Below are 25,666 nucleotides of genomic sequence, written 5' to 3'. Positions count from 1 at the left end.
ACCGTCCCCGCGGCGGAGCGTGACCGCCGCTTCGCAGGAGGCGGCGGTCTTCCCGTATCGGGTGGCGATGCCGGGTCGCCGCCACGCGATGCGTCACTTCCCTCACCGTCACTTCCATGACTTGCGTGACTTGCATGACTTGCGTGTGGAACCTCTTCACAGTGCGAGTCCTCCTATATGGGGAGCAGTTGTGCGCATGTACGCATATCTGCAGGCGCACTCACGCACACCATGAGTCATGCACGACCTGACCACGACGAACGTCAACCTGTGCTGCCCAGGCGGCACTTGGGATACGAAAGGTCTGCTGGATGAAGATTCGCCGCACCCTGACAGCCGCCGCAGCGGCTGCCGTGTTGGCGCCCGCCGCCTTATTGGCCGCGCCCGCCCCCGCGTTCGCCAAGGAGCCGGTGTCCGAGGCCGGCCCCCGCACGCCCGCCTCCCCCAACTCCCAGTCCTGCGCGTTCGAGTCCGACCAGCTGCAGGTGGCCGTCCGCGGGCTGCCGCGCCGGCTGGCTGCGGGCGGCGCCTGGACCCCCTTCTCCATGACGCTCGCCAACACCACCGGCAAGCCCCTGGAGAAGGTCCTGCCCTTCCTGCGCGTGTCCTCCGCCGAAGAGGTCGACCGGCCGTACTGGGAGCTGGAGACCGAGTACCGCGACGCCAAGACGGGGCGGTGGAAGACCTTCCATGACGCGGAGCCCGAGGACCTGTTCGGCTTCTTCGCCGTCGGTCCGCGCAGCACCGTCACGCTTCAACTGCGCACCCGCGTGGTCAAGGACGCCAAGCCCGGCGCCGGGTACGCGCTCGCCGCCGGTGACTACCGCAACCGCGACGGTTCCTGTGGTTCGGCCAAGGAAGCCTGGTCCGACTTCACCATCCTCCCGGCGGGCGCGAAGCCGACGCAGCCCCCGACCGCCAAGCCGGGTGAGCCGGGCAAGCCGGGTGGCACGGCCGAGACCGGCCAGAGCGCCGCGTCCGGCGGCGGTACCAGCGGTTCCGGTTCCGCCGGTGGCCTCAGCCCGCAGGGCGGCGCCCAGCTCGCCGCGACCGGCTCCCCGTCCGCGCTCCCGGCGATCGCTCTCGCCGCCGGAGCCGCGATGGTGGTCGGCGCGGGTGCGGTCATCGGCGTACGCCGCCGGAAGGGCGTGGCCGGTCCGGGCGCCACGGACGTCACCGCGTAAGCCCCACCGCTTCTCCAAGAATCTGACAACTCACGGATCCACGGCCTGAGAACTCAGTGACACCTGGAAACAAAGGCTCCGAGGGTCCGAAGAACCAGGAAAGAGATCTTCATGAAACTGCGCCGCACCCTGTCGGTATCGGCCGCGACGGCCGCCCTGCTCCCCGTGGTGGTGGCCGCCGCGCCCGCCGCCCAGGCGGCCCCTGCCGCGGACATCCCGACGTGCTACGACGTCAGCAACGGGCAGTACGACGGCAACGTCTTCGTGGGCCGCACGTTCGGCATACCCAAGTCGATGACCCTCGGCACGCACTGGACGACCTACACCGCCACGCTCACCAACGCCTCGGCGAAGACGCTGAAGTCGTTCGAACTCAGCGCCAAGCTGGGCAGTTATGTCTACAACGAGGGCGAGCGCGATCTGAGCCCGTACGGCGATTTACAGTACTGGGACCCCGCGCAGCGCACCTGGAAGACGCTGCGCCAGGCCGATGGGAACGCCCGCGGCACCATCCCCGGCCCGAAGACGCTGAAGCCCCGCGAGTCCGTCCACGTGCAGCTGCGGTTCAGGGTGAGTAAGGAACTGCCCATGGACCAGACGTACGAGGCGTTCACCGGCCTCACCGGCACCTTCGTCGACCGCTACCGCGACACGGACTGCACGGCCCACGGCGACGCCACCGGCGTCTTCTACCCGCGCGAGGGCTGAAACCTGCGGGGGGCTGCCGCCGTCGCGGCCCGGCGGCGGCCCCCTGGGGTCCGTCTTCGAACGGGGACGGGGCAACTGCGCACTCCCCCACGCCCGTTTCGGGTATCTGCGGTGAGCCGGTGGAACCGGCCGCCGCGGCGGGCTCGGCGAGCGCCCCGTTGCCTTTCTTAGCGGGATGTTAGATCTGGCGGTCCGGCCTTGTTCCGGTCTGTCGGCGCGCGCATGCTCTGGGCACGTCACCCCTCTCACCAGGGGTCTTCTCGTCAGGAGCCGCCATGTCACCGTCCGCCAGCATGCGCGAAACACCACCCCGCGGCGAGCGTGCGAAGCGCCGTCTGGCCCTGGTCGGCGGGTCGCTCGGCAATCTCGTCGAGTGGTACGACTGGTTCGTCTACGCCACCTTCGCGATCTACTTCGCCGACTCGTTCTTCCCCGGTGAGAGCCCGACCGCCCAGCTGATGAATACAGCGGGAATCTTCGCCGTCGGCTTTCTGATGCGGCCGGTCGGCGGCTGGATCCTGGGACGCGCCGCGGACCGTCACGGACGCAAGAGCGCGCTCACCCTCACCGTCGCCATGATGTCGGTGGCCGCCCTGCTCATCGCCGTCGCACCCACCTACGGGCAGGCGGGCCACTTCGGGGCGCTGGTGCTGTTGCTGGCGCGGCTGTTGCAGGGGATGAGCATCGGCGGCGAGTACGCCGCGAGCGCCACCTATCTGACCGAGGCGTCGGCCCGCGGGCGCCGGGGGCTGGGCTCGTCGATGCAGTATGTGTCGATGACCTGCGGCCAGTTGCTCGGCCTGGGCATCCTCATCACCCTCCAGCACACCCTCAGCAAGGACGAGCTGTCGAGCTGGGGCTGGCGGATCCCGTTCGTGCTGGGGGCGCTCTTCGCGGTGGTGGTCTTCTGGCTCCGGCGGCGTCTGGAGGAGACCCAGGCGTTCACCGAGGTGGCCGGCGACGGCGGCCGGAGAGACGACACCCGCGGCACGCTGAAGGCGCTGTGGGCGCACCGCCGCCAGGCGGCTCTGGTCATGGCGCTCACCCTCGGCGGCACGGTGGCCTACTACACGTACACCACCTATCTGACCAAGTACCTGATCGGCAGCGCGGGCATGGCGAAGTCCACCGCGACGCTGGTGAGCTTCACCTCGCTGACGGTCTTCGCCGTGCTCCAGCCCTTCGCCGGAGCGCTGTCGGACCGGATCGGCCGGCGCCCGCTGCTGATCACCTTCGCGGTCGGCTGTACCGTCGGCACCTACCCGATCATGACCGCGCTGCGGACCGCGTCCTCGTACTGGTCGGCACTGGGACTGTCGCTGCTCGCGCTGGTGATCGTCACCGGGTACACCTCGATCAACGCGGCCGTGAAGGCGGAGCTGTTCCCCACCGGGGTGCGCGCACTGGGCGTGGCACTCCCCTACTCGATCGCCAACGCCCTCTTCGGCGGTACGGCGGAGTATGTCGCGCTGTGGTTCAAGGACGCGGGCCACGAGACCCTGTTCTTCTGGTACGTGTCCGGGTGTGCGCTGGTCTCCTTGATCACGTACGTCCTGATGCCGGACACCCGCGATGTCGCGCTCAGCCGGGCGGAGGCCGCGTCCGAGTCGGCCGTCGTGGCAGGCGCTCCCGTGGAAGCCAGAGGGTGAGCTGCCGGGGACGCAGCCGGAGGCCGTGGTGCGGTGGTGGCCGCACCACGGCCTCCGGTCAGGTCGGCCTCTTCCGCGCGGGCTGCCGATGAGATATGCCAGAAGGCACACTGTCCCAGGTGACAGGGGTAAGCCCGCATGCACGCACTTCTGGTCGAGGACGACGACCGCATGGCCCACGCCCTCGGCACCGCCCTCGCCCGGCGCGGGCACACCGTCCGCAGGGTCGGCCGCGCCTCGGACGCCCTGCGGCATGCGCACGAAGCCGAGTTCGTACTGCTCGACCTCGGCTTGCCGGATCTGGACGGGCTTGAGCTGCTGCGGCGGCTGCGGGCCGTCTCCAGCGCGCCCGTCATCGTCGTCACCGCGCGCTGCGGGGAGCGCGACATCGTGCAGGGCTTGCGTGCGGGCGCCGACGACTACGTGGTCAAGCCGTTCCGGACCGCTGAGCTGATGGCCCGCATCGATGCCGTGCGCCGCCGCATGGACACTCCCTCCGGCGGGCGGGACGCAGGTGGCAGGGACACCGGCGGGCGGGTCCGCACCGGTGACGTCGAGATCGACCTGGCGGCCCGTACCGTCACGGTGGCGGGGGCGGAGGTGCGACTGACCCGCCGGGAGTACGACGTGCTGGCGTTCCTGGTGGCGCGGCCGGGCGAGGTGCACTCCCGCGAGGAGATCCTGGACCGTATTTGGGGCGATGTGTTCCTGACCGCATCGCGCTCTCTGGATGTCCACGTGGCGGGCGTCCGCTCCAAGACGGGCCGGCCGGGCCTGATCCGTACGGTCCGTGGGTTCGGCTACCAGCTCGGGGCCGCAGGCCGGCAGGACAGCTCATGAGGCGCAGGCTGCTGGCGGTGCTGATTGTGCTCATGGGAGCGGCGGTGCTGCTGCTCTCCATGCCCTTGGCCGGCACTCTCGCACAGAGCCGGACCGAGCGTCTGCTGCTCCAGCGGCGGGCCGACGCGGCGCGGTTCGCCGACCTCGCCGACCGGATCCGCACCCCCACCGACCGGGCCGAGTTGGCCGCCGAGATCGGCCGGTACGCCGAGCTGTACGGGGCAGGGGTGCTGGTCGTGGATGCGGCAGGGCATTCGGTCGCGCGGGCCGGGGCGGGCGACCGGGCGACAGCGGCCGCCCGCGCCGTGGACGCCCGGAGCCAGGCCCTGACCGGCCGCCCGACGGCTCAGTTGCCGACGATCTGGCCCTGGGGCCCGGCCACCGTGGTGCTGGCCGAACCTGTGGGCCAGGACGAGCGGGTGAGCGGAGCAGTGCTGCTGGCCGCCCCCACCGACGCGGCCCGGCGGGATGCGGCCGTCCGCTCGACGCTCATCGCAGCGGGCGCCCTCGCCGCCTTCACCACGGCGGGCCTGGTCGCGGTGGGCATCACCCGGTGGCTGCTGCGCCCGGTGCGTGACCTGGACCGGGCCGTCGAGGGACTGGCCGCCGGCAGCCTCCAGGCGCGGGCCGTATCCAGCACCGGGCCACCCGAACTGCGCCGTCTGCGGCAGCACTTCAACAGCATGGCGGAGGCGGTGACCGACTCCCTCAACCGCCAGCGTGACTTCGTCGCCGACGCCTCCCACCAGCTGCGCAACCCACTGGCCACCCTCGTGCTCCAGCTGGAGAACATCGAGCCGCACCTCCGCCCGGGCCCCGGCCGGGCCGAGGTCTCCCGCGCACTGGACGAGGCAGAACGGCTGGGGGAACTGCTCGACGGGCTGCTCGCGCTGGCCCGGGTGGAGTCCGGCACCGCCGAACTGACCGGCCAGGACCTGTCGGCGGCGGTGCGTGAGCGGGTGGCGGCATGGGGGTCCGTCTTCCGCAAGGCCGGTGTCGAGCTGACCGCCGATGTCAGCGACGGCCTGCGGGGGCGGGTACTGCCCGACGCGGTGGGCCGGATCCTGGACGCGTTGCTCGACAACGCCGCCAAATTCGTACCGCCCGGCGGCCGGGTCGAGGTGCGTGCCGCGCTGCGGGACGGCGCCGTCGTCGTGCGGGTCGCCGACGACGGCCCCGGAGTGCCCGAGGAGCAGCTGCCCACACTGCTGCGGCGCTTCGTCCGCGGCGCCCAGCACCAGAACACGCCCGGCAGCGGGCTCGGGCTGGCCATCGCCGACGAGATCGCCCGCCTCAGCGGCGGCCACCTCTCCGTCGGCCCCCACACACCGCGGGGCCTCGCGGTGGAGCTGCTGCTGCCGGAGACCGAGGCGAGGCACTGACCGTCATCTTCCCGCTGCCCGGTCTCGCTGCGGGTCAGCCGTACGCGGAGCGGTAGTAGGCGACGGCGCCCGGGTGGAGCGGCACACCTCCGGTGGAGATGGCGAAGCGGGGCTCCAGCCGCGCCCCGGCCGTCACGTCCCGCAGCAGGTCGCGCCACCGGTCGAACACCACCTGGAGCAGTTCGCGCACCACGCCTGCGGGCACATCGGCCCGCGCCAGCAAGTAGTTGCCGACGCCGATGGTCCCCACGGGCTCGCGCAGGCCGTACGCCCCGGCGGGAAGCGTGACCACCGAATACACCGGGCCGTAGCGCTCGCGCAGCGGAGCCACGAAGCCGTCCAGCGGCAGGAAGCGCAGCGGCATGGTCCGTGCGAGCTCCGACAGTGCGGGCGTGGGCACGCCACCGGACCAGATCAGCGCCTCGGCCGTGCCCTTGCGCAGGGCCCGCACCGACGTGGCGAGATCGAGCCGCAGCTCGCGCACCGCCCGGTCACCGGTCAGCCCGGCCGTCCGCAGCAGCCGCCCCGCCAGCACTTGCACTCCGGACCCGGTCGCACCCGCGGCCACCGGTCGCCCGGCAAGGGCCCGCACCGTGCGGACCGGTCCCTGCGCGGGGACGATGAGGTGGGTGTAGTTCACATAGACGCGGGCCAGCGCCCTGACCGGAACCGGCCGGGAGAACTCCGCCCGGCCGCGCACCGCGTCCTCGGCGACATCCGCCATCGCCAGCGCCAGCTCCACCGCGCCCTGTTCGAGCCGCCGTATGTTGTCCACGCTGGCCGAGGTCCCAACGGGAACGACCTCCAGCCGGTATCCGCTGCCGGCGACGGCCTCCGCCAGCGTCTGCCCGAAGGCGCGGTAGGGCCCGCCCGGCGGCCCCGTCGCCAACCGCAGCCGACGCACGGGAGCGGACTTCGCCGAACACCCGGCCAGAACCACGGCGAGCCCGCCGGCGCCGAGCCCCAGCAGACTCCGGCGGTCGAGCCACGGCTCCTCTCCGGACCGCCACCCGGGCTCCGTCGGAGCAGGTGCGACGGACGCCGGTGTCCACCCCGCATCTGCGCTGGTCACGGCCGGATTGTAACCGCGGACCGGCAGGGCGGCCATGGCTTCGGGTCGGCGGAAACGGGCGCGGCCGGGCCGCGGTCACGGAGAGGGCGCGGCGCTCTGCCGGGAGCCAGGTTCCTGGTGTCTGGCCGCCCATGCGGCGATCTGGGCCCGTGAGGTGAAGCCGAGTTTCGTCAGGATGTGTTCGACGTGCCCCTCAGCGGTGCGCCGGGAGATCGTCAGCTCGGCGGCGATCTGCTTGTTGGTCATGCCCTGGGCGACCAGTCCCGCGACCTGGCGTTCGCGCCGGGTCAGCGGCGCCGACGCCTCGTTCGCGGGCGGCGGCGGGGTGGAGGCCAAGGGTGGCTCTTCCAAGGCATAGGCGACGGACTGCTCCAGGCTGAGCCGCCCACCCGCTTCGACGGCAGCGGTGTACGCGGCGTCGCCCATCTCGCCGCGCAGCGATGACTCGCACTGCTGGTGGCCGGCGTGCAGATGGCCGAGCCCGGTGAGCGCGGATCCGGCGACCCGCCAGGTCGCCTCGGCCGCGCCCATCAGCGTGGCGGCACGTTCGCCGAGGCCCGCCGCGGCCGCACACCATCCCAGCACCTCCAGGCACTGGGCCACACCCCACTGGTCGTGCGAGAGCGGCTTGTCCCTCAGCGCGTGCCGGACCAGCGTGCCGGCCCGCTGGTGCCGGCCGCGCCGGTAGTGGTCGAGCCCCAGGGCCCACAGCGCATGGGTGCGTGACCACTGGGCGTCGTGGGCCTCGCACAGGGCCAGGCACCGCTCGGCGTGGACGGTGCCGGCAGGGTCACCGGGATCGACGCAGGCCGTGGTGAGCATGAAGGAAGTGACCGCCGCGTGCCCCGCGTCCCCGGCCGCCTGATGTCTCGCGAGCGCGTCCTTCAGCAGTGCGACCGCTTCGGCGAAGTCTTTCTGGAACAGCGCCACGAGCCCTGCGAGGGTCACCCTGACGCGGAGCAGGTCCGGGTCCTCTCCCAGGGCTCCTTCGAGGGCTCGGCACTGTTTCACCCGGCTGTCGGCCGCCCCGATATCTCCCTGGAGCACTGCCAGCAGACCATCGACGAACAGGGCTTTCGCCCGCTGCGGGCTCGGCTCTTCCTCGCTCGCGAGAGCCCGGCCCAGCCATCGTCGGCCCTCGCTGAAGGACCCGAAGCCGAGCCGGTGGATCCACATCGAAGCGGCCAGTCCCATCGCCACCCGCGTCCGACCGGGCTCACCGAGGCTGAACTCCAAGGCCGCTTGCAGGTTGGGGTGTTCGGCCCGCAGCCGGGTGAACCAGGCCAACTGGCCGGGGCCGAACCATTCGGCCTCGGCCTGCTCTGCCACCGCCTGGTAGTAGTCACGGTGCCGCTCCCGCAGGGCGTACTCCTCACCCGATGCGACGAGCCGCTCCCGCCCGTACTCGCGCAGCGTGTCCGGCAGCCAGTACCGCATCCGCGCCCCCCGCTCCTCGCCGGCCAGGACGGACTTGTCCACCAGGCCGACGACCAGGTCGAGTACGTCCTGTTGCCGGATGCCGTCTCCGGAACAGACCTGCTCGGCCGCCGGCAGGTCGAAGCCGTCGGAGAACACCGAGAGCCGTGACCACAACAGGCGTTCCTGGTCCGTGCACAGGTCGTGGCTCCAGTCGATCGCCGCCCGCAGCGTCTGCTGACGCGGCAGCGCGGCCCGGGACCCTGCGGTGAGCAGGGCGAAGCGGTCATCGAGACGGAGCAGGATGTCCTGTGCCGACAGGGCACGCAGCCGGGCCGCGGCCAGCTCGATCGCCAGTGGAACGCCGTCCAGGCGGCGGCAGATCTCGTGGATCACCTCGACGTTCTGCGGGGTGAGCGTGAAATCGGGTCGCATCGCGGCCGCCCGGTCGGCGAACAGCGCCACCGCGTCGCTCAGTTCGGGGGACGGACCGCTGTCCTCGGACAGCACCATCGAAGGCACCGGCAGCACATGTTCCCCGGACAGCCCCAGCACCTGACGGCTCGTCGCCAGGACCCGCAGCTCCGGCGCCGCGCTCAGCAAGGTGGCGACCAGCGCCGCACTGGCATCCAGTACGTGTTCGCAGTTGTCCAGCACCAGCAGCATCCGCTCACCGGCGACCTGCTCCACGAGGGTGGCCAGCGGATCTCCGATTGCCTCGTTGCCCAGCCGCAGACGTGCCGCCACGGTCTGCGCCAGCCGGTCCCCGTCCTCCAGAGCGGCCAGCTCCACCAGCCACACCCCGCGGGGGAAGGACCGCTGTACGTCGGCCGCGACCCGCAACGCCAGCCGGGTCTTCCCGATCCCGCCCGGCCCGGTCAGCGTCAGCAGCCGCCCTCGCGACAGCAACGTCCTGGCTTGTGCGAGTTCCCGCCGTCGCCCGATGAACCGGGTCAGATCAGCCGGCAGCGCGCCGGCTCCCCGGACATTGCCGCCCATGCCCACACCGTAAACGCCCGCCGCAGGCCAGGCAATCCGCTGCCGGCCGGCACCCGGGGAGGCCAATTCTCACGGAGATTCCGTGATCCCTGGCAGCGTCCGTCCCGGCAGGCTTGCTCCTCGTGAGGGCCCGCCTCCACCACTCGCCGCCGTGCTTTCCCCCGCACGGCGGCGAGCGCCCCCGCAGCCCCGCGAGCGGCGGCGAGGGCGAGGAGACCGGGCTGTCGAATACGAGCAGAGGAATCGATGACCGTGACAGATGTGGTGCTGGTACATGGGTTGTGGTCCGACGGATCCAGTTGGAGCGAGGTCATCCCGTTCCTGCATGACGCCGGGCACCGGGTGACGGCGGTGCAGTTGCCGCTGACGTCCTTGGCGGACGATGTGGCGGCGACCGAGCGGGTGCTGGAGCGGATATCAGGGCCGGTCGTCCTGGCCGGCTGGTCCTACGGCGGAACGGTGATGACCAATGTGAGGGTGGCGGCGTCCCGCGTCGCGGCACTCGTGTACGTGGCGGCATTCGCTCCGGACGAGAGTGAGAGCAGCTTCCAGATCTTGCAGGGGTTCGGGGCGACGGTGGGCGAGGCGGTCCAGCCGTACGAGGACGGACTCTGTGGGCTGGACGTGGACCGCTACCGCGAGGTGTGGGCCGCTGATGTGCCGGCGGTGCGTGCGAACGTGCTGGCCGCGGTCCAGAAGCCCTCCGCGCTGAGGTGTCTGGAAGCCTCTTCCGGCGAGCCGGCCTGGCGCTCGATCCGCTCCTGGTACCAGGTGGCCGAGGAGGACAAGGCTCTGCCGCCGGTGGCGCAGCGCTTCATGGCTGAGCGGATGGGGGCGGTGACCACCTCGGTGCCGTCCAGCCACTCCTCGCCCGTGTCCCACCCGCAGGAGGTCGCCGGCCTCATCAACCACGCCGTCGTCAGCACGGCCTGAGGGAGAAAGCCGCATGGTGGACCGAACAACCAACCGTCCCGACACCTCGGGGTCCGCCGGGAGCGATGAGCTGTTGCGCTTCGCCCTGAAGCTGGACGGCACCGTCTCCGGGCTCGTCGCGGCCCTCAGCCTCCTGGGCGCCAGGGCGCTGGACCCGCTGCTCGGCCTTCCCCCGTGGCTGCACTGGGCCCAGGGTGGGTTCCTGGCGGTCTACGCCGCCGCGCTCTGGTACGCGGGCACCCGACCCGCCGTGATCCGGCCGATCGCCGTCAGTGCCGTCCTCCTCAACGCCGTATGGGCGGTGGGCTGCATAGCGATCATCGCGGCCGGGCGGGCGTGGTTTCCCCTCACGCCCTTCGGCGACGCCTACGTAGGCTTCATCGGCGTCGCCGTGATGGTGTTCGGGGCGATGCAGTGGGCGGGACTGGGGCGGGCCAGGAACGCCGACCACCAGCCGTAGAGCGACGGCCGCTCCTCCGCTCGGCGCCGGGCGGCGGGACGTGTTCCAGGGAACCGTCCCGCCGCCCGATCACCGCCGTTCCCTGTCGAGCAGCGGCGCCAACTGCCGTCTGCCAGTGATGCCGAGCTTGCGGAATCCGCTGGTCAGATGGTTCTCGACGGTCCGCCGCGTGATGAACAGGGTTTCGCCGATCTCCCGGTTGGTCAGTCCACGGGCGGCCAGCTGCGCAACGCGGCGTTCGCTCGCGGTCAATGCCGAAATCCCGACCGCCTGCGTTCGGCGGGGCCGTGCGCCGAACGCACGCAGCCGCTCGCGGGCCAGATCGGCGAGTCCGGTGGCCCCGCACTGCCGGGCGAGGACCAGCCCGCGCATGGTCACCTCACGGGCCACCCGGCCGTGCCCGGCCTCCCAGCGCAAGGTGCCGTACTCGACGAGCGACCGGGCCTGTTCGAGTGTGGCCCCGGCTTCTTCGAGGGATCCGACGGATTCCTCCAACGTCGTCAGACCGGCCCGGCCGCGCGTGATCATGCCAACGGTGCGCAGGCTGATACCGAGGGCGCGAGGCGTCCCCCAGTCCTGGGTCTGCTCCAGTTCCTGGTGTGCCAGGCGGGTGGCCTGCTCGGGGCGGCCCAGTGCTCGCTGGGTGAGCGCGGCGAGGGACCTCCACGGCAGGATGGCCGGGTTGTCCCGTTCCCAGGCGATCTGACGGCGTCCGCACTCCTGCAAGTCCTCCAGGGCCCGGGGGAGATCGCCCTGGGCCAGGCGCAGCCGCGCCCGCGCCTCCAGTAGGTGCGCCCACTGCCACAGCGTTCCGTACCGCTCGGAGCCGACGGAACGCAGCAGCGGCTCGGCTTCCTCGCACCGTCCGGTCTCCGCCAGTACCCGCAGGGATCCGGCGACGGCGAGGGGCACCATCGCGTTTCCGCGGAGGGCCGAGGTCAGGCCCAGCCAGCGGCGTCCCGCTTCGAGCGCGGCGGGAAGGCGGCCGGTCCGGTAGGCCACTTCGTGCCGTCCCATCGCCAGCAGCGTCCGCACCGGAGCGGAGTCGTGCCATGGGGTCCGTTCCGACAGGCGGTCGAGGAAGACGGTCGTCTCCTCCAGCCGGTCGCACCAGACCAGGGCCAGGGCGGCCAAGCCGGTCGCAGAGGTGAAGACATCATCGTGCGGCGGGGCGGGGTCCAGCGCATCCCGGGCGTACGCGGCCACCGTGGCCGCGTCGGCGGGAGCGCCGACCGCCAAGGCCGCATGCAGCGCCCGTACCGCCCGTCGTTCACCGTCACCGGCAGGCGTCAGCTCGGCCAGCCGCTCGCCCATCCAGGGCCGCTCGTTCAGGTCGTTCAGCTCGATCAGCGCACGGTGCAGCCGCAGACCGAACACCGCACCGCTGCGCGGCGGTTCGGCCGCGGCCAGCAGCCCGGCCTCACGTTCGAGGAGCTCACCCGCCTGGCACCCCCGTTGCCCTCGCGCGAGGGCGTCGGCGAGTACGGGCACCACTTCCAGGCGCGCCCGCGGGGCGGTGAGCTCGTCCAGCGAGGCGCACAAGTGACGTACCGCTGCCGCGGGGTGAGCCGGCGCCTCGGCCCGGCCGAGTTCGGCCAGCAGCGCGCCCCGCCCTGATGCGGGCAGTTCGCGCACTGCGCGCTGAAGGTAGGTCACGGCTGACTCGGCATCACCACGTGCCGTGGCCTGGCGGGCAGCGGCACGCAACGCGCCGGCGACCCACGCCCGACCAGCGGGCTCAGCGGCGAGCAGATGGCCGGCGACCTCCTCCAGCGGGCCGTCCTTGTCGTGCAGCAGCCGGGCCGCCCGGTAGTGCGGGCAGGGTCCGTCGTGCGGGTCGGGCGTGCGGATGGTTCCCCCTCGGTCGGGCGGGCGGACGGTCGGCGTCGGTCCGATGCGCTCGGCGCCACCAGCGGCGATGTCCGCGATCATGCGCGAGTGGCCCGGATTCTGTGAGGGGAGAACGACCCGTAGGGATACGCACCGGGGCGGTACCCGTAGGACACCGGCCGGGCGTCGCTCCACCCCCTGCGCCCGGCCCGCGACGGGGCCGCGCGGGCGCCCGGTGTTCCGGAGAGCAGGTAGCGCATATCCGGGTGGCCCTGTGCGTAGTTCTTCGGCTGTCCCGTCGGGGGCCGCTGGGCACGCTGGATGTGTTCGCCCACCCATGCCCCCACTCTCGGCAGACGATCATGGAAATCTCGCATCCGCCGCTCCCGCCCGGTCCGGAGACCGACGATCACCCTCGTGGCCGGCAGCGCAGAGAAGGCCGGGCCCCCCACGGCGGGTCCGCGGACCTGCCGCCCCGTGGCCACCACACGTCGTGCCGGCTCGCGCACCATCCGGAGGCGGTCAGGCACGCCCGCCAGATGGTCCAGTCGTGGCTGCAACGGTGGCAGCTCGCCGAGGACGCCGCCGCGTCGGTGGTGCTGGTGGTATCCGAGCTGGTGACCAACGCCGTCCAGCACGCACGGCCGCCGCTGGCCCTGCACGTGCGACTTGAGCATGCGGGGCTGCGGGTGTGGGTCGGCATCACCGACGGCGGCCCCTCCGCGCGAAAGGGGGCGTGGGCGGCATCCCCCGATCAGGACGAGCACGGCCGCGGCATGGCTATCGTCGGCGCGCTGGCCACCGCGCACGGCACCCGCAGCCACGAGGACGGCACCACCCGCTGGGCCCGCCTGCCCGGAACGGACCAGTCCGCTTGATCACCGGAGCGGCGGCACCCGGTCACCGGTACCAGGTGGCGGTCCGGTGACATGGCCGGCGCAGCGGTGATGATGTCGCCATGGCAATCGTGTTCCGGGTCCCGGCCGCCGGCGCGGAGCTGGTGGGGTTCTCCTACTCACCGTCCATGGAAGCCGTCCTGAGTCTGCACGTACTGGTGGAGCCCAAACACCATCCGGTCCAGCACGGGTGGGTGCGGGCGATGCGTCGGTTGTCACCGGCGTGGAAACGGGAGATCGAGGTCTTCGCCTTCGCCTTCCGCTCCTACTTTCCGGAGTTCTTCTTCCCCTCGCCGACCGGCGAGTTGCTTGACTTCGAGAGCGAGCTGCGCAGGCTGCGTTCGCTCGACCCCGCCCTGGTACGCCTGGAGTTCGCCGTTCCGCTGATCAGTCCTCGGAACGGGGGAAAACAGGGCAGGGACCCGGCTCTGCTCGCCGATCCGCAGGCACGCCGGTCGCTGCACCGGGCGGCGACGGCCGCGGCCGGTGGGGAGCTGGCCGACCTGCTGCTCGACGACCCCGGTGCGCTGCTGGAGCGGTTCTTGCGGCTGCTGGAAGGCTATTGGGAGGAAGCGTTCGCGCAGGAGTGGGCGCGGATCGAGCCGGACCTTGCCGCCGGCGTCGCGGAAGCCGGCCGCCGCATCGAGGAGCGAGGGCTCTACGCGGTGCTCCGCGGCCTGTGGCCGGAGGTACGGTGCGATCCACAGGGCGGGAAGTTCTGGCTGAACCGGCCGCACGACCACGAGGTCGAGATCGGCCCTCAGGACCGGCTGGTGCTGGCCCCGAGCAGGTATGTCTGGCCGCACGTCAGAGTCAACTGTGACGGCCCGTGGCCGCTCGGGCTGGTCTTTCCCGCCTCCTCGATCGTGCGCGAGGCCCGCCCGCGGATCCCCCCGGTCCAGCTGGTGGGTGTGCTGCGTGCGCTCGCCGACGACACCCGCCTGCGCGCCCTGCGACTGATCGCCGAAAGGCCGCGCAGCACCCAGGAGCTCGCCCCGCTGGTAGGGATCAGCGAGGCCGCCCTGTCCAAGCACCTGCGGCTGCTGACCGAGGCCGGCCTCCTCAACCGCAGCCGCGAGGGCTACTACGTGCTCTACCACCTGGCGCCCGAGCGGGTGGCGGCCCTGGCGCCCACGCTCGAAGCCTTCCTGGGCAGGTCCCACGAGACCGGCGATTAGCCACTTGCCGAATCAGTTGGTTCCCGGTGGCCGGGTGCCCACAGTGTCGTCATGGCACTACTGAGGAACCGGAACTTCACCCTGCTGGCCGCAGGTCAGGGCATCTCCCGCTTGGGCGACGGGCTCTACACCGCAGCCGCCGCCTGGCTGGCCTGGTCGCTCACCCAGGACCCCACCGCGGTCGCGCTGGTCACCGTGGCCGCGTACGGGCCGGCTTTCCTCGCCACTTTCGTGGGCGCTTCCTACGCCGACCGCTACGACCGTCGCCGCCTGATGATCGTGACGGACCTGGCCCGAGCCTTGGTTGTGGCCGCCGCGACGGCGTTGCTCGCACTCGGACTGCTGAACCTCACCGTGCTCGTGGCCGGCACTGCCGCGCTGTCGTTCATCGGGGCTCCGTTCGGACCGGCGCGCAACGCCATGGTGCCGCAGATCGTGACGGCCAAGGACCTGCTTCAGGCCACCAGCCTGCTTCAAGTGTCGTTCCGCGCCGCATTCTTCGTAGGGCCCCTGCTGCTCGCCCCGCTGCTGGCCCTCTCCTCCCTCACCTTGGTTTTCGCCCTCGACATCCTCACCTTCCTGGTCTCGGCGGCCACCCTCACCGCGGTACGCGCCCGGCGGCCGGCCGGCCGCCGGCAACGGAGCGGGCTGGGCGCCGACCTCGCCGCGGGCCTGAAGGCGCTGCGCTCGGAACCCGATGTGCTCCTCGTCATCGCCACCTTCGTGGTCGCCCTCGCCGCCACAAGCGGTTTCCTGACCGTCGGACTCGCCGCCCTGGTAGGTGAGCGCTTCGGCCCGCATGGTGGCCAGTACGGCGTGCTGCTGGGGATCGCGGGCCTCGGCGAGGTCGTCGGCGCTCTCCTGCTCGCCCGGCTCCCGCTCCGCCACCTCGCCCTCACCGCCGTCCTCGCCTGGGCCCTGCTCGGCGTCTTCCGCTTCCCGCTGGGCCTTGTCCCCTCGCCGGCCGCCGCGGCCGCGTTGCTCGCCATGACGGGCATGGCTTCCGCACTGACGGACATCCCCCTGATCGCACTGGTGCAACAGCGCCTCCCCGATCGCCACTTGGCCAAGGCCCTCGGCCTGTGGGAGGCCGGCACCGCAGGCGCCTTGGCCGTCGCCCCCTTCGTTGCCTCGACGGTCATCGAAGCTACCGGAATCGGGACCGCTTTCCTGCTCTCCGGTGCCACCCTCGTCGGTCTGGCCGCTCTGTCGGCCCTCGCGGTGCTGCGCGTCGCGGCGAAGGCCAGGCGTCCTTCCGCGAACGGTGCCGTGCCGACATCGGCGCCGGGCACGCCGTTCGGCCCATGACGGCTCCCGGGCGACGACGTGACCGGCACCGGTCCGGCTGTGATCGTGGGCGGGAGTGGCGGTCAGCCTTCCTGGCCGGTGGCGGCGAGAACGATCTCCCGGATGGTGACGTTCTGCGGCTGGCCGTAGGCGTAGGCGATGGCCTCGGCCACGGACTGGCTGTCCAGGGCACCCCCGGCGGACTCCTTCCACGCCTCGTAGTCCTGCTTGATCTGCTCGTCGCTGGTGTGGGAGAGCAGTTCGGTCTCCACTGCGCCGGGGGCGATGGTCACCACGCGCACGCCGGAGGAGGCGACCTCCTCACGCAGGTTCTCCGACATGGCGTGGACGGCGAACTTGGTGCCCACGTAAGCGGTGTGGTTCGGAAAGGTCTTGCGGCCGGCGACGGAACTGACGTTGATGATCGTGCCGGTGCCGCGGGCGAGCATGCCGGGAAGGACGGCACGGATGCCGTACAGCACGCCCTTGATGTTGAGGTCGATCATCCGGTCCCACTCCTCGGCGCCCTGGTCGGCGAGGCGGCCCAGGAGCATCGCCCCGGCGTTGTTGACGATCGCGTCCACCGGCCCGAACCGCTCCTCGGCCTCGCGCACCGCGGCCTGGAGCGCGTCCCGGTCGGTGACGTCGACCTTGCGGCACAGGGTCTCGGGGAGACCGAGCTCCTCCAGCTTCTCCAGCCGCCTCGCGAGCAGGAGCAGCGGGTGCCCCTGGGCGGAGAGGAGGCGGGCGGTGGCTGCGCCGATGCCGGAGCTGGCGCCGGTGATGACGATCAGGGGCTTGGACATGGTGATCCCTCGTGGTGTGACAGGTGCGAATGGTGTGCCGGTCTCCAGAAAACCACCCGGCACGGGGCGCCGCGCACCAGCAGCGGGGGTCCGGCAGACCCCCCTTCCCCGCCCGGGGTCTGACGCACCCCCTCCTATCCTGGAGCGATGAGCACGTCAGCGAGGCGCGAGCCCAACGGTGAGCTGCGCGACTTCCTGCGCTCGCGCCGGGCCCGGATCAGTCCCGCCGAGGCCGGCCTGGGGCCGGGCACCGACAAGCGGCGTCGGGTGCCGGGGCTGCGCCGCGAGGAGGTGGCCCGGCTGGCCGGAATCAGCGTCGATTACTACATACGCCTGGAGCGCGGACGCAATCCGAATGTCTCGGCGTCCGTGCTGGAGGCCGTGGCCCGCGCCTTGCGCCTGGACCAGGCCGAGCGGGCCCACCTGTTCGCCCTGGCCCGTCCCGAGCCGGGTGCGGCCCGCCTCCGCCCCGTGCCGCCGCAGCGGGTGCGCCCCGGACTGCTCCGGCTCCTCGACTCCCTGACCGACACCCCCGCGATGATCATGGGTCACCGGCTGGACGTGCTCGCCGCCAACGCCCTTGCCAAGGCCCTGTACACCGACTTCGACGCACTGCCGCACCGCGACCGCAACCTCGCCCGGTTCCTCTTCCTCGACCCCGCCGCCCGCGACCTGGTCGCCGACTGGCAGACCGCTGCCCGGGGCACGGTGGCGGCCCTGCGCCTGTACGCCGGGCGCCACCCGCACGACTCCCGACTGACCGAGCTGGTGGGCGAGTTGTCCGTGCACGACGAAGACTTCCGCCAGTGGTGGGCCGACCACGACGTCTTCGCGTACACCCACGGCACCAAGCGATACCGCCACCCGCTCGTCGGCGAACTGGCCCTGGAGTACGAGTCACTCACGCTCCCGGACGACCCGGACCAGGCCCTCTACCTCTACACGGCCGAGCCCGACAGCCCCTCCGCACACGCGCTGCGCTTGCTGGGCAGCTGGTCGGCTACGGATCTCCCGGCCGGACGGACGCCGCAGCCCAAGCCGGACATCGATGCCTCCGCCCAACCCGGCTACCCCAGCCTCCCCGCCCACCCCGGACGTCCCGGCCACCCGGGCGACGCCGCGGACACGCCGCGCAGCAGCACCGGCCGCGACCGCTGACCTGCGGGCTCGGCTCTCCCCCAGGTGCCGCAGGAACTCCTGCGCCGACCCGGGCCGCCGCCCGTCCCCGGAGGTCAGAGCGGGAGCCGCGACCCGATGCCGCGCTCCAGTGCGCGGTGCATGAGCGCGTGACCCACCGCGATGTCGCAGACGGCCATGCCGATGTTGCTGTTGACGATGATCTCGTCGGGGTGCTCACGGCCGGGCTTCACCCCGGCCAGCACCTCGCCGGTCTCGGCGGCGACCTCGGGCAGGCCGCCGGGGAAGTACCCCATCGACGCGAACAGCTCGTGCTCCTCGACGCTGTCGACGAGGTACTTGTCAGCGCGCCGGGAAGTGCGGGGATCCCAGAAGGTGTTCAGGTCGCACGGGAGGACCGTCTGTCCGGCGGTGACCCATTCGTCCTTCACGACCGCGAGCGGCTCCCGCAGGATCACCGTCGCCGAGCTCAGCACTTCCGCACTCTTGGTGACCGCCTCGGCCGACTCGCCTTTGACGATCCGTACGCCCAGTTCGGGCTGGAGTTGCGTGATCAGGGCGTCCGTGGCGGCCTCATCGGTGTCGTGGACGTAGACCGTCTCCAGCCCGGGCATCGCCAGGGCCGCGTAGCGGACGTGTTCCCTTCCCTGCACGCCACAGCCGAACATCCCGAACGTGGTGGCGCCGGGGTGCAGCGCCGCGGCGGCCAGCACCGTCACCGCCGGGGTACGCATCGCGGTCAGCCACGCCGAGTCCATGAGAGCCAGCGGCACACCGGATTCCACATCGTTGAGCACCAGCAGCCCGGTGGTCTGCGGAAGACCGAACCTGCGCGGGTTGTCCGGGTAGCACTCGATCCACTTCGCGCCCACGATCCCCGGCCCCGGCAGGTAGGCCGGCATGGCGTGGTAGAAGACGTTGTCGTACGGGTGGACACCGATCTTGGCCGGCATCTCGTAGCGGCGGTGACCGTGTTCGACCAGGGCCTGGCGGGTCAGCTCCATGATGGCGTCCCGCGTCAGTTGCAGCTGTTCCACGTCCTGCCGGGACAGGTAGAGCAGCTCCGAGCCGAGCTTCAGCTGGTCAGCGAGGTGCTGGCGGTCCGTGGGGAGGGTCATGTGAGGGTTCCTTGACGATCGATCCGCACCCGGGGCCGTCGTCCGGGTTCCGCGCAGTCTCCGACCGCCCGGCACCCGCCGGCATCGTCGCGGATCAGGAACTTTCCCGCCGGGCGTCCTCTCCCCGTAGCAAAGCCGGGATGCCGCTGTCGTGGAGGCGCCGCATCTTCAGCCCCAGGTGCAGGGTCAGCCGGTCACGGCCGTTCTTCAGGTCCCACCCGGTCTTCTTCTCGATCTGGGCCAGCCGGTAGTAGAGCGTCGTCCGGTGAATCGTCAGTTGCGCGGACGCGGCCGCGGTGTCCCCGGCGGCGTCCAGGTACACCTCGGCGGTGCGGGCCAGGGAGTCGGTGCGGGTACCGGTGCCGAGCTCGGCGATCTGCGGCGGTACCACCAGCTCCGGAGAGGTCATCGCGGCGAGCATGAGCGGGCCGTAGACGCCGGTGTCCCGCCAGGAGACGACCGGTCCCAGCTCCGGCAGGTCGGCGGCGGCGAACGACGCCAGCACCGCCTCACGCCACAGATCAGGGGCCTGGTCGAGCCGGCCGGGGTTGCTCAGACCGACGAAGACACCGCCGCCTTTCGCGTCCCGCTGCCGCACCCCCCGCCGCACCTCCTCGGCCCACCAGGCCGCTGCCCGCTCCACCCCCTGTTGGCCGGCGACGAGGACCACGCCGCGGTCCCCCACCACAGCCGTGAGCGCCCGGACCGGCGGCTCGTCGCGGCCGCCCCGACGGGTGACGTCCGCGAGCACGGCGGCGACTGCCTCGGGATCCGTGGCTGCCCCGGCCACGATCACCACGACCTCGTCGTCCGCTCCGACGAACCCCTGGCCGACCAGGTCCCGCGCGGCGCGAGCGGAGCCCTCTCCCCCGTGCAGGAGGCCGGTCACCAGGGCCCGGCGCCGCTGCTCCTCCTCCGTCACCCGGAGCGACCGTTCCCGCAGCCGCGCCGACAACTGGACCACGCAGTCGCCCACCACCTCATCGAAGCGCTCGGTGCGCACGTCGATCAGCCACAGGTAACCGAGCAGCCGCCCGTGATCACGAATCGGATAGCACCGCCGGTCCTTGAGCCCGAGAGACGGATGGGCGGGAATCGAGCGGGGTGTGGCAGAGGTCGCGATGCCGAAGCTGTTGAGGTACTCGGCAACGGGGGCCGGCAGCCGCCGGGACAGCACCACGTCGATACGGAGCTGGTCCTCGTCGCCGTAGTGACGGCTGCACACGATGAGGCTGCCGCGCTCGTCGTCCACGGCGACCGAATGCCGGATGCGGGCGGCGAGCGCGTCGACCAGCTGCTGGATCGCGTCGGTGTAGGGCAGGACCACTGCGACTCCCGCTATGGATGAACGTCGTACACGGGTGCAACATAACCCCGGCCTCCTGGTCGCCGTGACACGCACGGTCCGGCCCTGAACCGGGCGGAGTCAGCTGCCGCGAGGGCGCGGCCGCCCGGTGGCCTCCGGCGGTGCCGGAGCAGGCGGCTACCGCCTTTCCCGCTGGGCCGCCACGACCTCGCTGATGGTGCGCTCGGCACTGGAGCCACGCTGCATCTTCTCCGCGAAGCCGGGGAACTGCCCGGCGATGGCGCTGAGCACCTTCAACTCCACCGGCGCGACATTGACTTCGCACAGATCGCGCTCGACGGCGCGGACCACCCCCGCCACCACCTGGCCCGGGGAGACCATGCGCACCCCGGTCGGCGGGGTGGCTCCCGTGACGGCGAACATGCCCGCGTCGCGTACGGCGCCGGGCTGGACCAGAGAGACCCCCACCCCCGTACCGTGCAGGTCCTGGCGGAAGGAGTGCGCGAAACCACGCAGCCCGAACTTGGCCGCGCTGTAGAGCGAGGAGTACTTGGTGGCCGCCTTCCCCGAGATCGAACCGACCAGGACGATATGGCCCCGGCCCTGCGCGACCATCCGGGGCGCGAGCGCACGGGACAGCATGACGGGGGCGCGCAGGTTCACCGTCAGCGCGCGGTCGATCTGCTCGGGCGTGTAGTCGAGGAGATCGCCGGTGGAGGGCAGAGCGGCGTTGGCGATCAGGATGTCCGTGTCGGGGGCGGCCTGGGCGAGGTGGTCGACCTGGTCGGGGTCGGCGAGGTCGGCGGTGACCGCTCGGGCGCCGAGCTCGTCGGCGAGCGCCTCCAGGGCGTCGGCACGGCGCCCTGAAAGGACCAGCTTGGCCCCCTTGGCCGCCAGGTCACGGGCGATGGCCTGACCGAGGCCGCCTACGGCCCCGGTCAGGAGAACGGTTGATCCTGCGATGCGCATAAGACGACCCTCTCGAAAACTGTTCGTTCGAACGAACAGTATGAGGGCCAGGCGGCCACGTCAACAGCGGGGCCCGGGCCCCCCGCCGTCACTCCGCATGACGGAGGCATCCACGACGTGGCAGAGGCGACGCGGCAGAGGCGGCCTCCACGACGCCCACGACCTCGCACCACCCGACGACCTCGGCGGCACCGCCCTGACACCCACCGCCCCACCGGTGACACAATGACCGTCATGTCCAAGCCCCCCGGAACCCGGCAGAGCATCATCGACGCCGTCCTGCGCATCATCGGTGAAGACGGCGTCGCCGGGGTCACCAACCGGCGGATCGCCAAGGAGGCCAAGGTCTCCCTCGGCTCGGTCACCTACCACTTCACGACCCAGCACGAGATGCTGCGCGAGAGCCTGCTGCACTTCGTCGCAGAGGAGACCCGGCGCTTCACCGAGCTCGCCGACCAGTGCCAGACCGAGGGGATGGACATCGACCAGGCCTCCGCCACGGTCGGCCAGGTCGCCGGGTGCACGGAGACCGACAGCAGGTACATCGCGCCCTTCGAGCTCTACGTCCAGGCCGGCCGCGACGAACGGCTGCGCACCGCGGCCGCGCAGTGCTTCGCCGCCTACGACCAGCTGGCCGCCCGCATCCTCACCGGCCTCGGCGTACCCGACGCCGAACGGCTGGCAGGCACCGCCGTCGCCCTGGTCTTCGGCCTGCAACTACGCAGCCTCGCCACCGGCGCACCAGCCGAAGAACTCGTCGACGCCCTGCTACTGCTGGCACGCGGAGCCCAGCACGCCTGACCCCCGCCTCGGCGCCGGCTCCGGGCGCGCCAGGCCGCTGGCCGCTGGTCGCTGGTCGCTGGTCGCTGGTCGCTACAACAACGGTGCCTAGTGCCCCATCAGGCAACCTGTCCGCTGCGCGCCACCCCCTGCGGCACCGAACGGCGCGTACGGCGGTGCACCAGCCGCACGGCCACCCCGTAGAGCAGCAGCCCGAGGATGAGGCCCGCACCCGCGCCGAAGAGCACGGTCGGGAGGTAGTTGAGCCAGTGCACCGTGGGACCGAGAACGGCGTGCGCCCGCACCACCCTGTGCACGGCGCCGGCCAGTACGCACAGCGCGACCGGGGCGGTCAGCAGCAGCCGCAGCCGTACGGTCAGCACCGGTACCGCGGCCGCCCCGGACGCCAGGCCGCCGTGGGTGCCACCGTCCCGCCCCCGCAGGGCCGACCACCCGAACCACCCCAGCGCCGCCGCCGCGAGCGCCGAAGTGCCGTACTGCACGTAGGTGTAAACGGGCAGGCCGCCCACCACCTGGTCCAGGCCGGGCACCAGCCGGGTGCCCCAGCGGCCCGGGTGGGTGAAGGCGTCCCAGACGACATGCGTCGTCGCCCCGAGCACCGCGGAGACCACGAACCAGGTTGCCAGGGTGAGGAGTTCGTGTATGCCCCGGGGCCGCCAGGGCCGGCCGCGGAGGAAGGTGTGGACCGGGCTGCGCCACGCCCGGGGCAACAAGGCGATCAGCGGCTCGCGCACCAGCAGCCAGCCGCCGACCAGGGCCAGGGTGACCAGCACATCCACGGTCAGCACCCCCAACGGCGCGTGGGTGACCGCACCGAAGGCCATGGCACCCGGGATCAGACTGTCGGCGTAGTACGTCAGATCCGGTGCGAACGACCCGGCCACGAGCGCCGAGGCGACCAGTGGACCGCGTGCCGTGCCGGTCCGCCGGAGTGCTGGAAGCACGGCGGCGGCATGGCTGAGCGTGAATGGCATCTGGCTCTCCTTGAGCGGTGCTGATCATGAGGTGTTCGAGGGAGGGGTGGTAGGTGCCGGGCCTGAGTTGTCGTAGGACAGCCCCTGCGCGAGGCCGCTCGACGCCATCCCGCCGCTTCGGGGTGTGCGGGGACGGCCCCGCCGCAAAACCCGGCACCGGTGCGCCGACCGGGGCTACGACGTCGACAAGTACCACCACTTGCTGTGGAACGCGGCGTCAAGCCAATGATCGCCCGACGCGGCGTCCCACACGGCTCCGGGCTGCGCAAGGGGGTGCGCTGCGTCGTCGAGCGCACGGGCCGCCTGTGTTCACCGCCGTCCCCCGGCCTGACCGGATCGATGAGGGTCGGGGCGTACGTGCGCACGCACCCCTTGCAGACCGAACAGGATGAGGAGTTCCACCGCGCGGCCATCGGCGCTGCCCAGCCAGTGGGGCAAAGACGTGTCGAACTCGGCTGCCTCACCGGGCGGCAGCGTCAGGTCGCGCTCACCGGTCACGAGCCGCAGGCGTCCGTTGAGCACGTAGAGCCATTCGAAACCTTCGTGGGTCTGCGGGGTCGGTTCGAGTGGTTCCGGCCGGGCGGGGATGATCATCTTGAACGCGTGCACCCCGCCAGGTCGCCGGGACAGGGGCACGAAGGTCATCCCGAAGCGCCTGATCGGCTTGAGGTGTATCCGGGGGTCGCCGGTGCGCGGGGCGCCGACGAGGTCATCCAACGGAACGTCATAGGTACGGGCCAGCGGCAGCAGCAATTCCAGGCTCGGCCGGCGCTGCCCGCTCTCCAGCCGGGACAGCGTGCTCTCCGATACGCCGGTCGTCGCCGCGAGGCCGGCGAGGGTGATGCCGCGGTCGCGACGCAGCGCACGAAGGCGTGGCCCCACGGCGTCAAGCACTTCGTCGTCCGTCTTGCGGTCCATCGGGCCATCTTGCCGTAACCGCAAGATTTCGTGCCAAGTCGTGGGGTGCCTGGCAAGACTGCGTGCACCCGACACAAGGAGCCTTGATGAGCAGCACCGATGCGGTCGCGTTCTGGGACGGCGTCTACGCGGCCCGACCGGCGGCCAGTGGCCCGCGGCCGAATGTCCGCCGCACCGCCTGAGACGGCGGCCGACGCCCGCCCCGGCCAAGGAAGGAAGACCAACGTGCCCAACGCCACGCGCCGCAACGGCCGTCGCGACACTCCACCGCCCCGAACCGGAAGCAACGAGACCGAGGTCCTGCGCGGATTCCTCGACTACCTCCGGACCTCGATCGCCGCGAAGGTCGACGGCGCCCCCGAACCGCAGGTGCGAACAGCCGCGGTGCCGTCGGGCACGAACCTGCTCGGCCTGCTCAACCACCTGACATGCGTCGAGCGCTCCATGTTCCTCGGGGACGAAGTCACCGACTGGCAGGCGACGTTCCACGCCGCAACGGCGGACAGCGTGGCCGATGTCGTCGCCCGCTACCGAGACGCGGTCCAGCGCGCGAACGACGTGCTCGACGGGTGCCCCGATCTCGGCGCACCGGTCCCCCGACCGCGGCCGGACCGCCCCGCTCCCAGCGTCCGCTGGGCACTCACCCACATGATCGAGGAAACCGGCCGACACGCGGGCCACGCGGACATCCTCCGCGAACTCATCGACGGCACGACCGGCCGCTGATCCACCTTCTCCAGGACCGCCCCAGGACAGGAAGAGCCCTCTCCCATGCACACCTACGACGTCACCGTGACCACCAGCGCCTCGCCGGAAATCGTCTGGAAGCTGCTGGTCCACGCCGCGAGCTGGCCGCTGTGGTCCAAGGTGGACAGTCTGGACACGACCCGGTCGGTCGGCCTCGACCCCGGCGGCGACGACGGCGTCGGTGCCGTACGGGCTTTCCGAACGGGACGCACCGTGACCGGGGAACGGCTGACCGAGAAGGTCGAGCGACGCCTCTTGGCCTACGAAGACGCGTTCAATTCGTCGATGCACAACTATCACGCACGCATCGAGCTGAAGCCGACAGCGAGCTCAGGCACGGTCATCCACTGGTACGGCGAGTACGAGACGAGCCGGCTGCTGGGCTGGTTCATGCCGCGCTACCTCCAGAAGTTCATGCAGGGCATGGCGGATGGGCTGGCCCGCTACGCCGAGGAGTGCACGTAAGAAGTCATACGGCAGAAGCGCGAGCGCGTGTATGCCGACAGTCAGCTCACCACGCTGCCCGCCGCCGAAGGCACCGACTCTTGCGGCCTCCGAGCCCTCGCGCGGCGCCGGACCCACATCCACAGCGCCAGCAGGACGCAGGCCGCCAGGCAGCCGGCTCCCGCCACGGCCAGGGGCCCGTTGTCTCCGGTCACCGCGGTGCCGTCAGGACCGGCCGCTGGGCCTGCGGCGACCACGCCCAGCCCGGCCGTGACGGTGATGACCGTCTTGGTCAAGCCGGAGGCCTCACCGGCGCGTTCGGGCCGGATGACGCCCTGGGTGGCGGTCAGCGTCAGGGCGTTGTCGACGCCCAGCGCTGCCCCGCTGGCGGTCACCGCGGCGAGATACGCCGGCAGTCCGGAGACGAATGCCGCGCCCAGCAGGACCACCGCGCCCACCCCCAGGCTCATCGCCATCACCGGTACGGCGCGTGCGCTGCTCACCCGGCCCGCGAAGGGCCCCGGGGGGGGGGGGGGGGGGGGGGGGGGGGGGGGGGGGGAGGAAGAGAGAAAGAACCCAACACGCCCCGATCTCCCTACTGCCGGATGGCGG

Annotated in this window: 24 protein-coding genes and 2 pseudogenes; 16 read left to right on the top strand and 10 right to left on the bottom strand. The window is 71.7% G+C overall.

From position 1 onward, the window contains the following. Window positions 1-311 precede the first annotated feature (311 nt). The 5 genes from ACZ4XD_RS31320 to ACZ4XD_RS31300 all read left to right on the top strand — a co-directional run bounded on the left by ACZ4XD_RS31320 (window position 312) and on the right by ACZ4XD_RS31300 (window position 5,763). Entirely contained in the window at window positions 312-1,184 is an 873-nt protein-coding gene (locus tag ACZ4XD_RS31320) for a hypothetical protein (protein WP_468047639.1), read from the top strand. A 111-nt stretch (window positions 1,185-1,295) separates the two neighbouring features. Then, on the top strand, window positions 1,296-1,892 hold the full coding sequence (locus ACZ4XD_RS31315) for a hypothetical protein (protein ID WP_468047637.1): 597 nt from the start codon (window positions 1,296-1,298) through the stop codon (window positions 1,890-1,892). A gap of 293 nt (window positions 1,893-2,185) precedes the next feature. Continuing rightward, window positions 2,186-3,541 (top strand): MFS transporter, encoded by a 1,356-nt coding sequence (locus tag ACZ4XD_RS31310; protein WP_468047684.1) that lies wholly within the window; start codon window positions 2,186-2,188, stop codon window positions 3,539-3,541. A gap of 138 nt (window positions 3,542-3,679) precedes the next feature. Then, window positions 3,680-4,381: a response regulator transcription factor gene (locus tag ACZ4XD_RS31305; RefSeq protein ID WP_468047635.1), complete on the top strand. Its 702-nt coding sequence runs from the start codon at window positions 3,680-3,682 to the stop codon at window positions 4,379-4,381. Next, entirely contained in the window at window positions 4,378-5,763 is a 1,386-nt protein-coding gene (locus ACZ4XD_RS31300) for a sensor histidine kinase (protein ID WP_468047632.1), read from the top strand. Before ACZ4XD_RS31305 ends, ACZ4XD_RS31300 begins: the two co-directional genes overlap by 4 nt. 34 nt (window positions 5,764-5,797) lie before the next feature. Here the strand turns inward: ACZ4XD_RS31300 and ACZ4XD_RS31295 are convergent, their stop codons facing one another. Beyond that, entirely contained in the window at window positions 5,798-6,835 is a 1,038-nt protein-coding gene (locus tag ACZ4XD_RS31295; RefSeq protein ID WP_468047630.1) for a TAXI family TRAP transporter solute-binding subunit, read from the bottom strand. A gap of 75 nt (window positions 6,836-6,910) precedes the next feature. Further along, a complete protein-coding gene (locus tag ACZ4XD_RS31290) occupies window positions 6,911-9,250 on the bottom strand; it encodes an ATP-binding protein (RefSeq protein ID WP_468047628.1) in 2,340 nt (779 codons plus the stop codon). Window positions 9,251-9,496: 246 nt separating this feature from the next. Here ACZ4XD_RS31290 and ACZ4XD_RS31285 point away from each other — a divergent pair, with 246 nt between their 5' ends. Together ACZ4XD_RS31285 and ACZ4XD_RS31280 are read left to right on the top strand one after the other, a co-directional pair. After that, complete coding sequence (locus ACZ4XD_RS31285; RefSeq protein ID WP_468047626.1) at window positions 9,497-10,183, top strand: alpha/beta fold hydrolase; 687 nt, start codon at window positions 9,497-9,499, stop codon at window positions 10,181-10,183. A 13-nt stretch (window positions 10,184-10,196) separates the two neighbouring features. Continuing rightward, complete coding sequence (locus ACZ4XD_RS31280) at window positions 10,197-10,643, top strand: hypothetical protein (RefSeq protein ID WP_468047624.1); 447 nt, start codon at window positions 10,197-10,199, stop codon at window positions 10,641-10,643. A gap of 69 nt (window positions 10,644-10,712) precedes the next feature. On the opposite strand, the gene ACZ4XD_RS31275 is transcribed toward ACZ4XD_RS31280, so the two are convergent. Then, entirely contained in the window at window positions 10,713-12,575 is a 1,863-nt protein-coding gene (locus ACZ4XD_RS31275; protein WP_468047622.1) for a LuxR C-terminal-related transcriptional regulator, read from the bottom strand. Window positions 12,576-12,835: 260 nt separating this feature from the next. Between ACZ4XD_RS31275 and ACZ4XD_RS31270 the strand changes: the two genes are divergently transcribed. From ACZ4XD_RS31270 to ACZ4XD_RS31260, 3 genes are all read left to right on the top strand, one after another. Then, entirely contained in the window at window positions 12,836-13,351 is a 516-nt protein-coding gene (locus ACZ4XD_RS31270) for an ATP-binding protein (RefSeq protein ID WP_468047620.1), read from the top strand. Between the two features lie 80 nt (window positions 13,352-13,431). Then, window positions 13,432-14,547, top strand: coding sequence for an ArsR/SmtB family transcription factor (locus tag ACZ4XD_RS31265; RefSeq protein WP_468047618.1), 1,116 nt, complete (start codon window positions 13,432-13,434; stop codon window positions 14,545-14,547). Between the two features lie 51 nt (window positions 14,548-14,598). Beyond that, entirely contained in the window at window positions 14,599-15,855 is a 1,257-nt protein-coding gene (locus tag ACZ4XD_RS31260; RefSeq protein WP_468047616.1) for an MFS transporter, read from the top strand. A gap of 62 nt (window positions 15,856-15,917) precedes the next feature. Here ACZ4XD_RS31260 and ACZ4XD_RS31255 read toward each other — a convergent pair whose 3' ends face one another. Then, window positions 15,918-16,640, bottom strand: a complete 723-nt coding sequence (locus tag ACZ4XD_RS31255; RefSeq protein ID WP_468047614.1) for an SDR family oxidoreductase — start codon at window positions 16,638-16,640, stop codon at window positions 15,918-15,920. Between the two features lie 147 nt (window positions 16,641-16,787). On the opposite strand from ACZ4XD_RS31255, the gene ACZ4XD_RS31250 reads away from it, so the two are divergent. After that, window positions 16,788-17,798: a helix-turn-helix transcriptional regulator gene (locus ACZ4XD_RS31250; RefSeq protein WP_468047612.1), complete on the top strand. Its 1,011-nt coding sequence runs from the start codon at window positions 16,788-16,790 to the stop codon at window positions 17,796-17,798. A gap of 74 nt (window positions 17,799-17,872) precedes the next feature. On the opposite strand, the gene ACZ4XD_RS31245 is transcribed toward ACZ4XD_RS31250, so the two are convergent. From ACZ4XD_RS31245 to ACZ4XD_RS31235, 3 genes are all read right to left on the bottom strand, one after another. Next, window positions 17,873-18,895, bottom strand: coding sequence for an ornithine cyclodeaminase family protein (locus tag ACZ4XD_RS31245; RefSeq protein WP_468047610.1), 1,023 nt, complete (start codon window positions 18,893-18,895; stop codon window positions 17,873-17,875). A 94-nt stretch (window positions 18,896-18,989) separates the two neighbouring features. Further along, window positions 18,990-20,222 (bottom strand): PucR family transcriptional regulator, encoded by a 1,233-nt coding sequence (locus tag ACZ4XD_RS31240; protein WP_468047607.1) that lies wholly within the window; start codon window positions 20,220-20,222, stop codon window positions 18,990-18,992. Window positions 20,223-20,378: 156 nt separating this feature from the next. Then, window positions 20,379-21,170, bottom strand: coding sequence for an SDR family NAD(P)-dependent oxidoreductase (locus ACZ4XD_RS31235; RefSeq protein ID WP_468047605.1), 792 nt, complete (start codon window positions 21,168-21,170; stop codon window positions 20,379-20,381). A 234-nt stretch (window positions 21,171-21,404) separates the two neighbouring features. Here ACZ4XD_RS31235 and ACZ4XD_RS31230 point away from each other — a divergent pair, with 234 nt between their 5' ends. Continuing rightward, the gene (locus ACZ4XD_RS31230) at window positions 21,405-21,971 is read left to right on the top strand and encodes a TetR/AcrR family transcriptional regulator (protein ID WP_468047603.1); all 567 of its coding nucleotides are present in this window, start codon (window positions 21,405-21,407) and stop codon (window positions 21,969-21,971) included. Between the two features lie 98 nt (window positions 21,972-22,069). Here the strand turns inward: ACZ4XD_RS31230 and ACZ4XD_RS31225 are convergent, their stop codons facing one another. Further along, entirely contained in the window at window positions 22,070-22,945 is an 876-nt protein-coding gene (locus tag ACZ4XD_RS31225; protein ID WP_468047601.1) for a DUF4184 family protein, read from the bottom strand. Between the two features lie 97 nt (window positions 22,946-23,042). Here ACZ4XD_RS31225 and ACZ4XD_RS31220 point away from each other — a divergent pair. Then, window positions 23,043-23,242: pseudogene (locus ACZ4XD_RS31220) on the top strand (IS5/IS1182 family transposase); the annotation flags it as partial. Window positions 23,243-23,254: 12 nt separating this feature from the next. Here the strand turns inward: ACZ4XD_RS31220 and ACZ4XD_RS31215 are convergent. Beyond that, window positions 23,255-23,863 (bottom strand): helix-turn-helix domain-containing protein, encoded by a 609-nt coding sequence (locus ACZ4XD_RS31215; RefSeq protein ID WP_468047599.1) that lies wholly within the window; start codon window positions 23,861-23,863, stop codon window positions 23,255-23,257. An 86-nt stretch (window positions 23,864-23,949) separates the two neighbouring features. Here ACZ4XD_RS31215 and ACZ4XD_RS31210 point away from each other — a divergent pair. From ACZ4XD_RS31210 to ACZ4XD_RS31200, 3 genes and pseudogenes are all read left to right on the top strand, one after another. Then, window positions 23,950-24,039, top strand: a pseudogene (locus ACZ4XD_RS31210) (SAM-dependent methyltransferase); the annotation flags it as partial. Between the two features lie 49 nt (window positions 24,040-24,088). Further along, the gene (locus tag ACZ4XD_RS31205) at window positions 24,089-24,589 is read left to right on the top strand and encodes a DinB family protein (RefSeq protein WP_468047597.1); all 501 of its coding nucleotides are present in this window, start codon (window positions 24,089-24,091) and stop codon (window positions 24,587-24,589) included. 45 nt (window positions 24,590-24,634) lie between these two features. After that, on the top strand, window positions 24,635-25,075 hold the full coding sequence (locus ACZ4XD_RS31200) for an SRPBCC family protein (RefSeq protein WP_468047595.1): 441 nt from the start codon (window positions 24,635-24,637) through the stop codon (window positions 25,073-25,075). 41 nt (window positions 25,076-25,116) lie between these two features. Here ACZ4XD_RS31200 and ACZ4XD_RS31195 read toward each other — a convergent pair whose 3' ends face one another. Continuing rightward, window positions 25,117-25,557: a hypothetical protein gene (locus ACZ4XD_RS31195; protein ID WP_468047593.1), complete on the bottom strand. Its 441-nt coding sequence runs from the start codon at window positions 25,555-25,557 to the stop codon at window positions 25,117-25,119. Between the last annotated feature and the right edge of the window lie 109 nt (window positions 25,558-25,666).

The organism is Streptomyces sp. NPDC029466, assembly GCF_055574515.1.
Note: the sequence above shows the minus strand (reverse complement) of the source record. Positions and strands in the feature narration are given on the sequence as shown.

Excerpts from the sequence above, each read along its gene's own strand:
- ACZ4XD_RS31215 (WP_468047599.1), bottom strand. The coding sequence starts at position 23,863 with ATGGACCGCAAGACGGACGACGAAGTGCTTGACGCCGTGGGGCCACGC.
- ACZ4XD_RS31245 (WP_468047610.1), bottom strand. The coding sequence starts at position 18,895 with ATGACCCTCCCCACGGACCGCCAGCACCTCGCTGACCAGCTGAAGCTC.
- ACZ4XD_RS31200 (WP_468047595.1), top strand. The coding sequence starts at position 24,635 with ATGCACACCTACGACGTCACCGTGACCACCAGCGCCTCGCCGGAAATC.
- ACZ4XD_RS31310 (WP_468047684.1), top strand. The coding sequence starts at position 2,186 with ATGCGCGAAACACCACCCCGCGGCGAGCGTGCGAAGCGCCGTCTGGCC.
- ACZ4XD_RS31275 (WP_468047622.1), bottom strand. The coding sequence starts at position 12,575 with ATGATCGCGGACATCGCCGCTGGTGGCGCCGAGCGCATCGGACCGACG.
- ACZ4XD_RS31270 (WP_468047620.1), top strand. The coding sequence starts at position 12,836 with ATGGAAATCTCGCATCCGCCGCTCCCGCCCGGTCCGGAGACCGACGAT.
- ACZ4XD_RS31250 (WP_468047612.1), top strand. The coding sequence starts at position 16,788 with ATGAGCACGTCAGCGAGGCGCGAGCCCAACGGTGAGCTGCGCGACTTC.
- ACZ4XD_RS31300 (WP_468047632.1), top strand. The coding sequence starts at position 4,378 with ATGAGGCGCAGGCTGCTGGCGGTGCTGATTGTGCTCATGGGAGCGGCG.
- ACZ4XD_RS31225 (WP_468047601.1), bottom strand. The coding sequence starts at position 22,945 with ATGCCATTCACGCTCAGCCATGCCGCCGCCGTGCTTCCAGCACTCCGG.
- ACZ4XD_RS31260 (WP_468047616.1), top strand. The coding sequence starts at position 14,599 with ATGGCACTACTGAGGAACCGGAACTTCACCCTGCTGGCCGCAGGTCAG.
- ACZ4XD_RS31305 (WP_468047635.1), top strand. The coding sequence starts at position 3,680 with ATGCACGCACTTCTGGTCGAGGACGACGACCGCATGGCCCACGCCCTC.
- ACZ4XD_RS31320 (WP_468047639.1), top strand. The coding sequence starts at position 312 with ATGAAGATTCGCCGCACCCTGACAGCCGCCGCAGCGGCTGCCGTGTTG.
- ACZ4XD_RS31230 (WP_468047603.1), top strand. The coding sequence starts at position 21,405 with ATGTCCAAGCCCCCCGGAACCCGGCAGAGCATCATCGACGCCGTCCTG.
- ACZ4XD_RS31285 (WP_468047626.1), top strand. The coding sequence starts at position 9,497 with ATGACCGTGACAGATGTGGTGCTGGTACATGGGTTGTGGTCCGACGGA.
- ACZ4XD_RS31280 (WP_468047624.1), top strand. The coding sequence starts at position 10,197 with ATGGTGGACCGAACAACCAACCGTCCCGACACCTCGGGGTCCGCCGGG.
- ACZ4XD_RS31290 (WP_468047628.1), bottom strand. The coding sequence starts at position 9,250 with ATGGGCGGCAATGTCCGGGGAGCCGGCGCGCTGCCGGCTGATCTGACC.
- ACZ4XD_RS31315 (WP_468047637.1), top strand. The coding sequence starts at position 1,296 with ATGAAACTGCGCCGCACCCTGTCGGTATCGGCCGCGACGGCCGCCCTG.
- ACZ4XD_RS31265 (WP_468047618.1), top strand. The coding sequence starts at position 13,432 with ATGGCAATCGTGTTCCGGGTCCCGGCCGCCGGCGCGGAGCTGGTGGGG.
- ACZ4XD_RS31255 (WP_468047614.1), bottom strand. The coding sequence starts at position 16,640 with ATGTCCAAGCCCCTGATCGTCATCACCGGCGCCAGCTCCGGCATCGGC.
- ACZ4XD_RS31235 (WP_468047605.1), bottom strand. The coding sequence starts at position 21,170 with ATGCGCATCGCAGGATCAACCGTTCTCCTGACCGGGGCCGTAGGCGGC.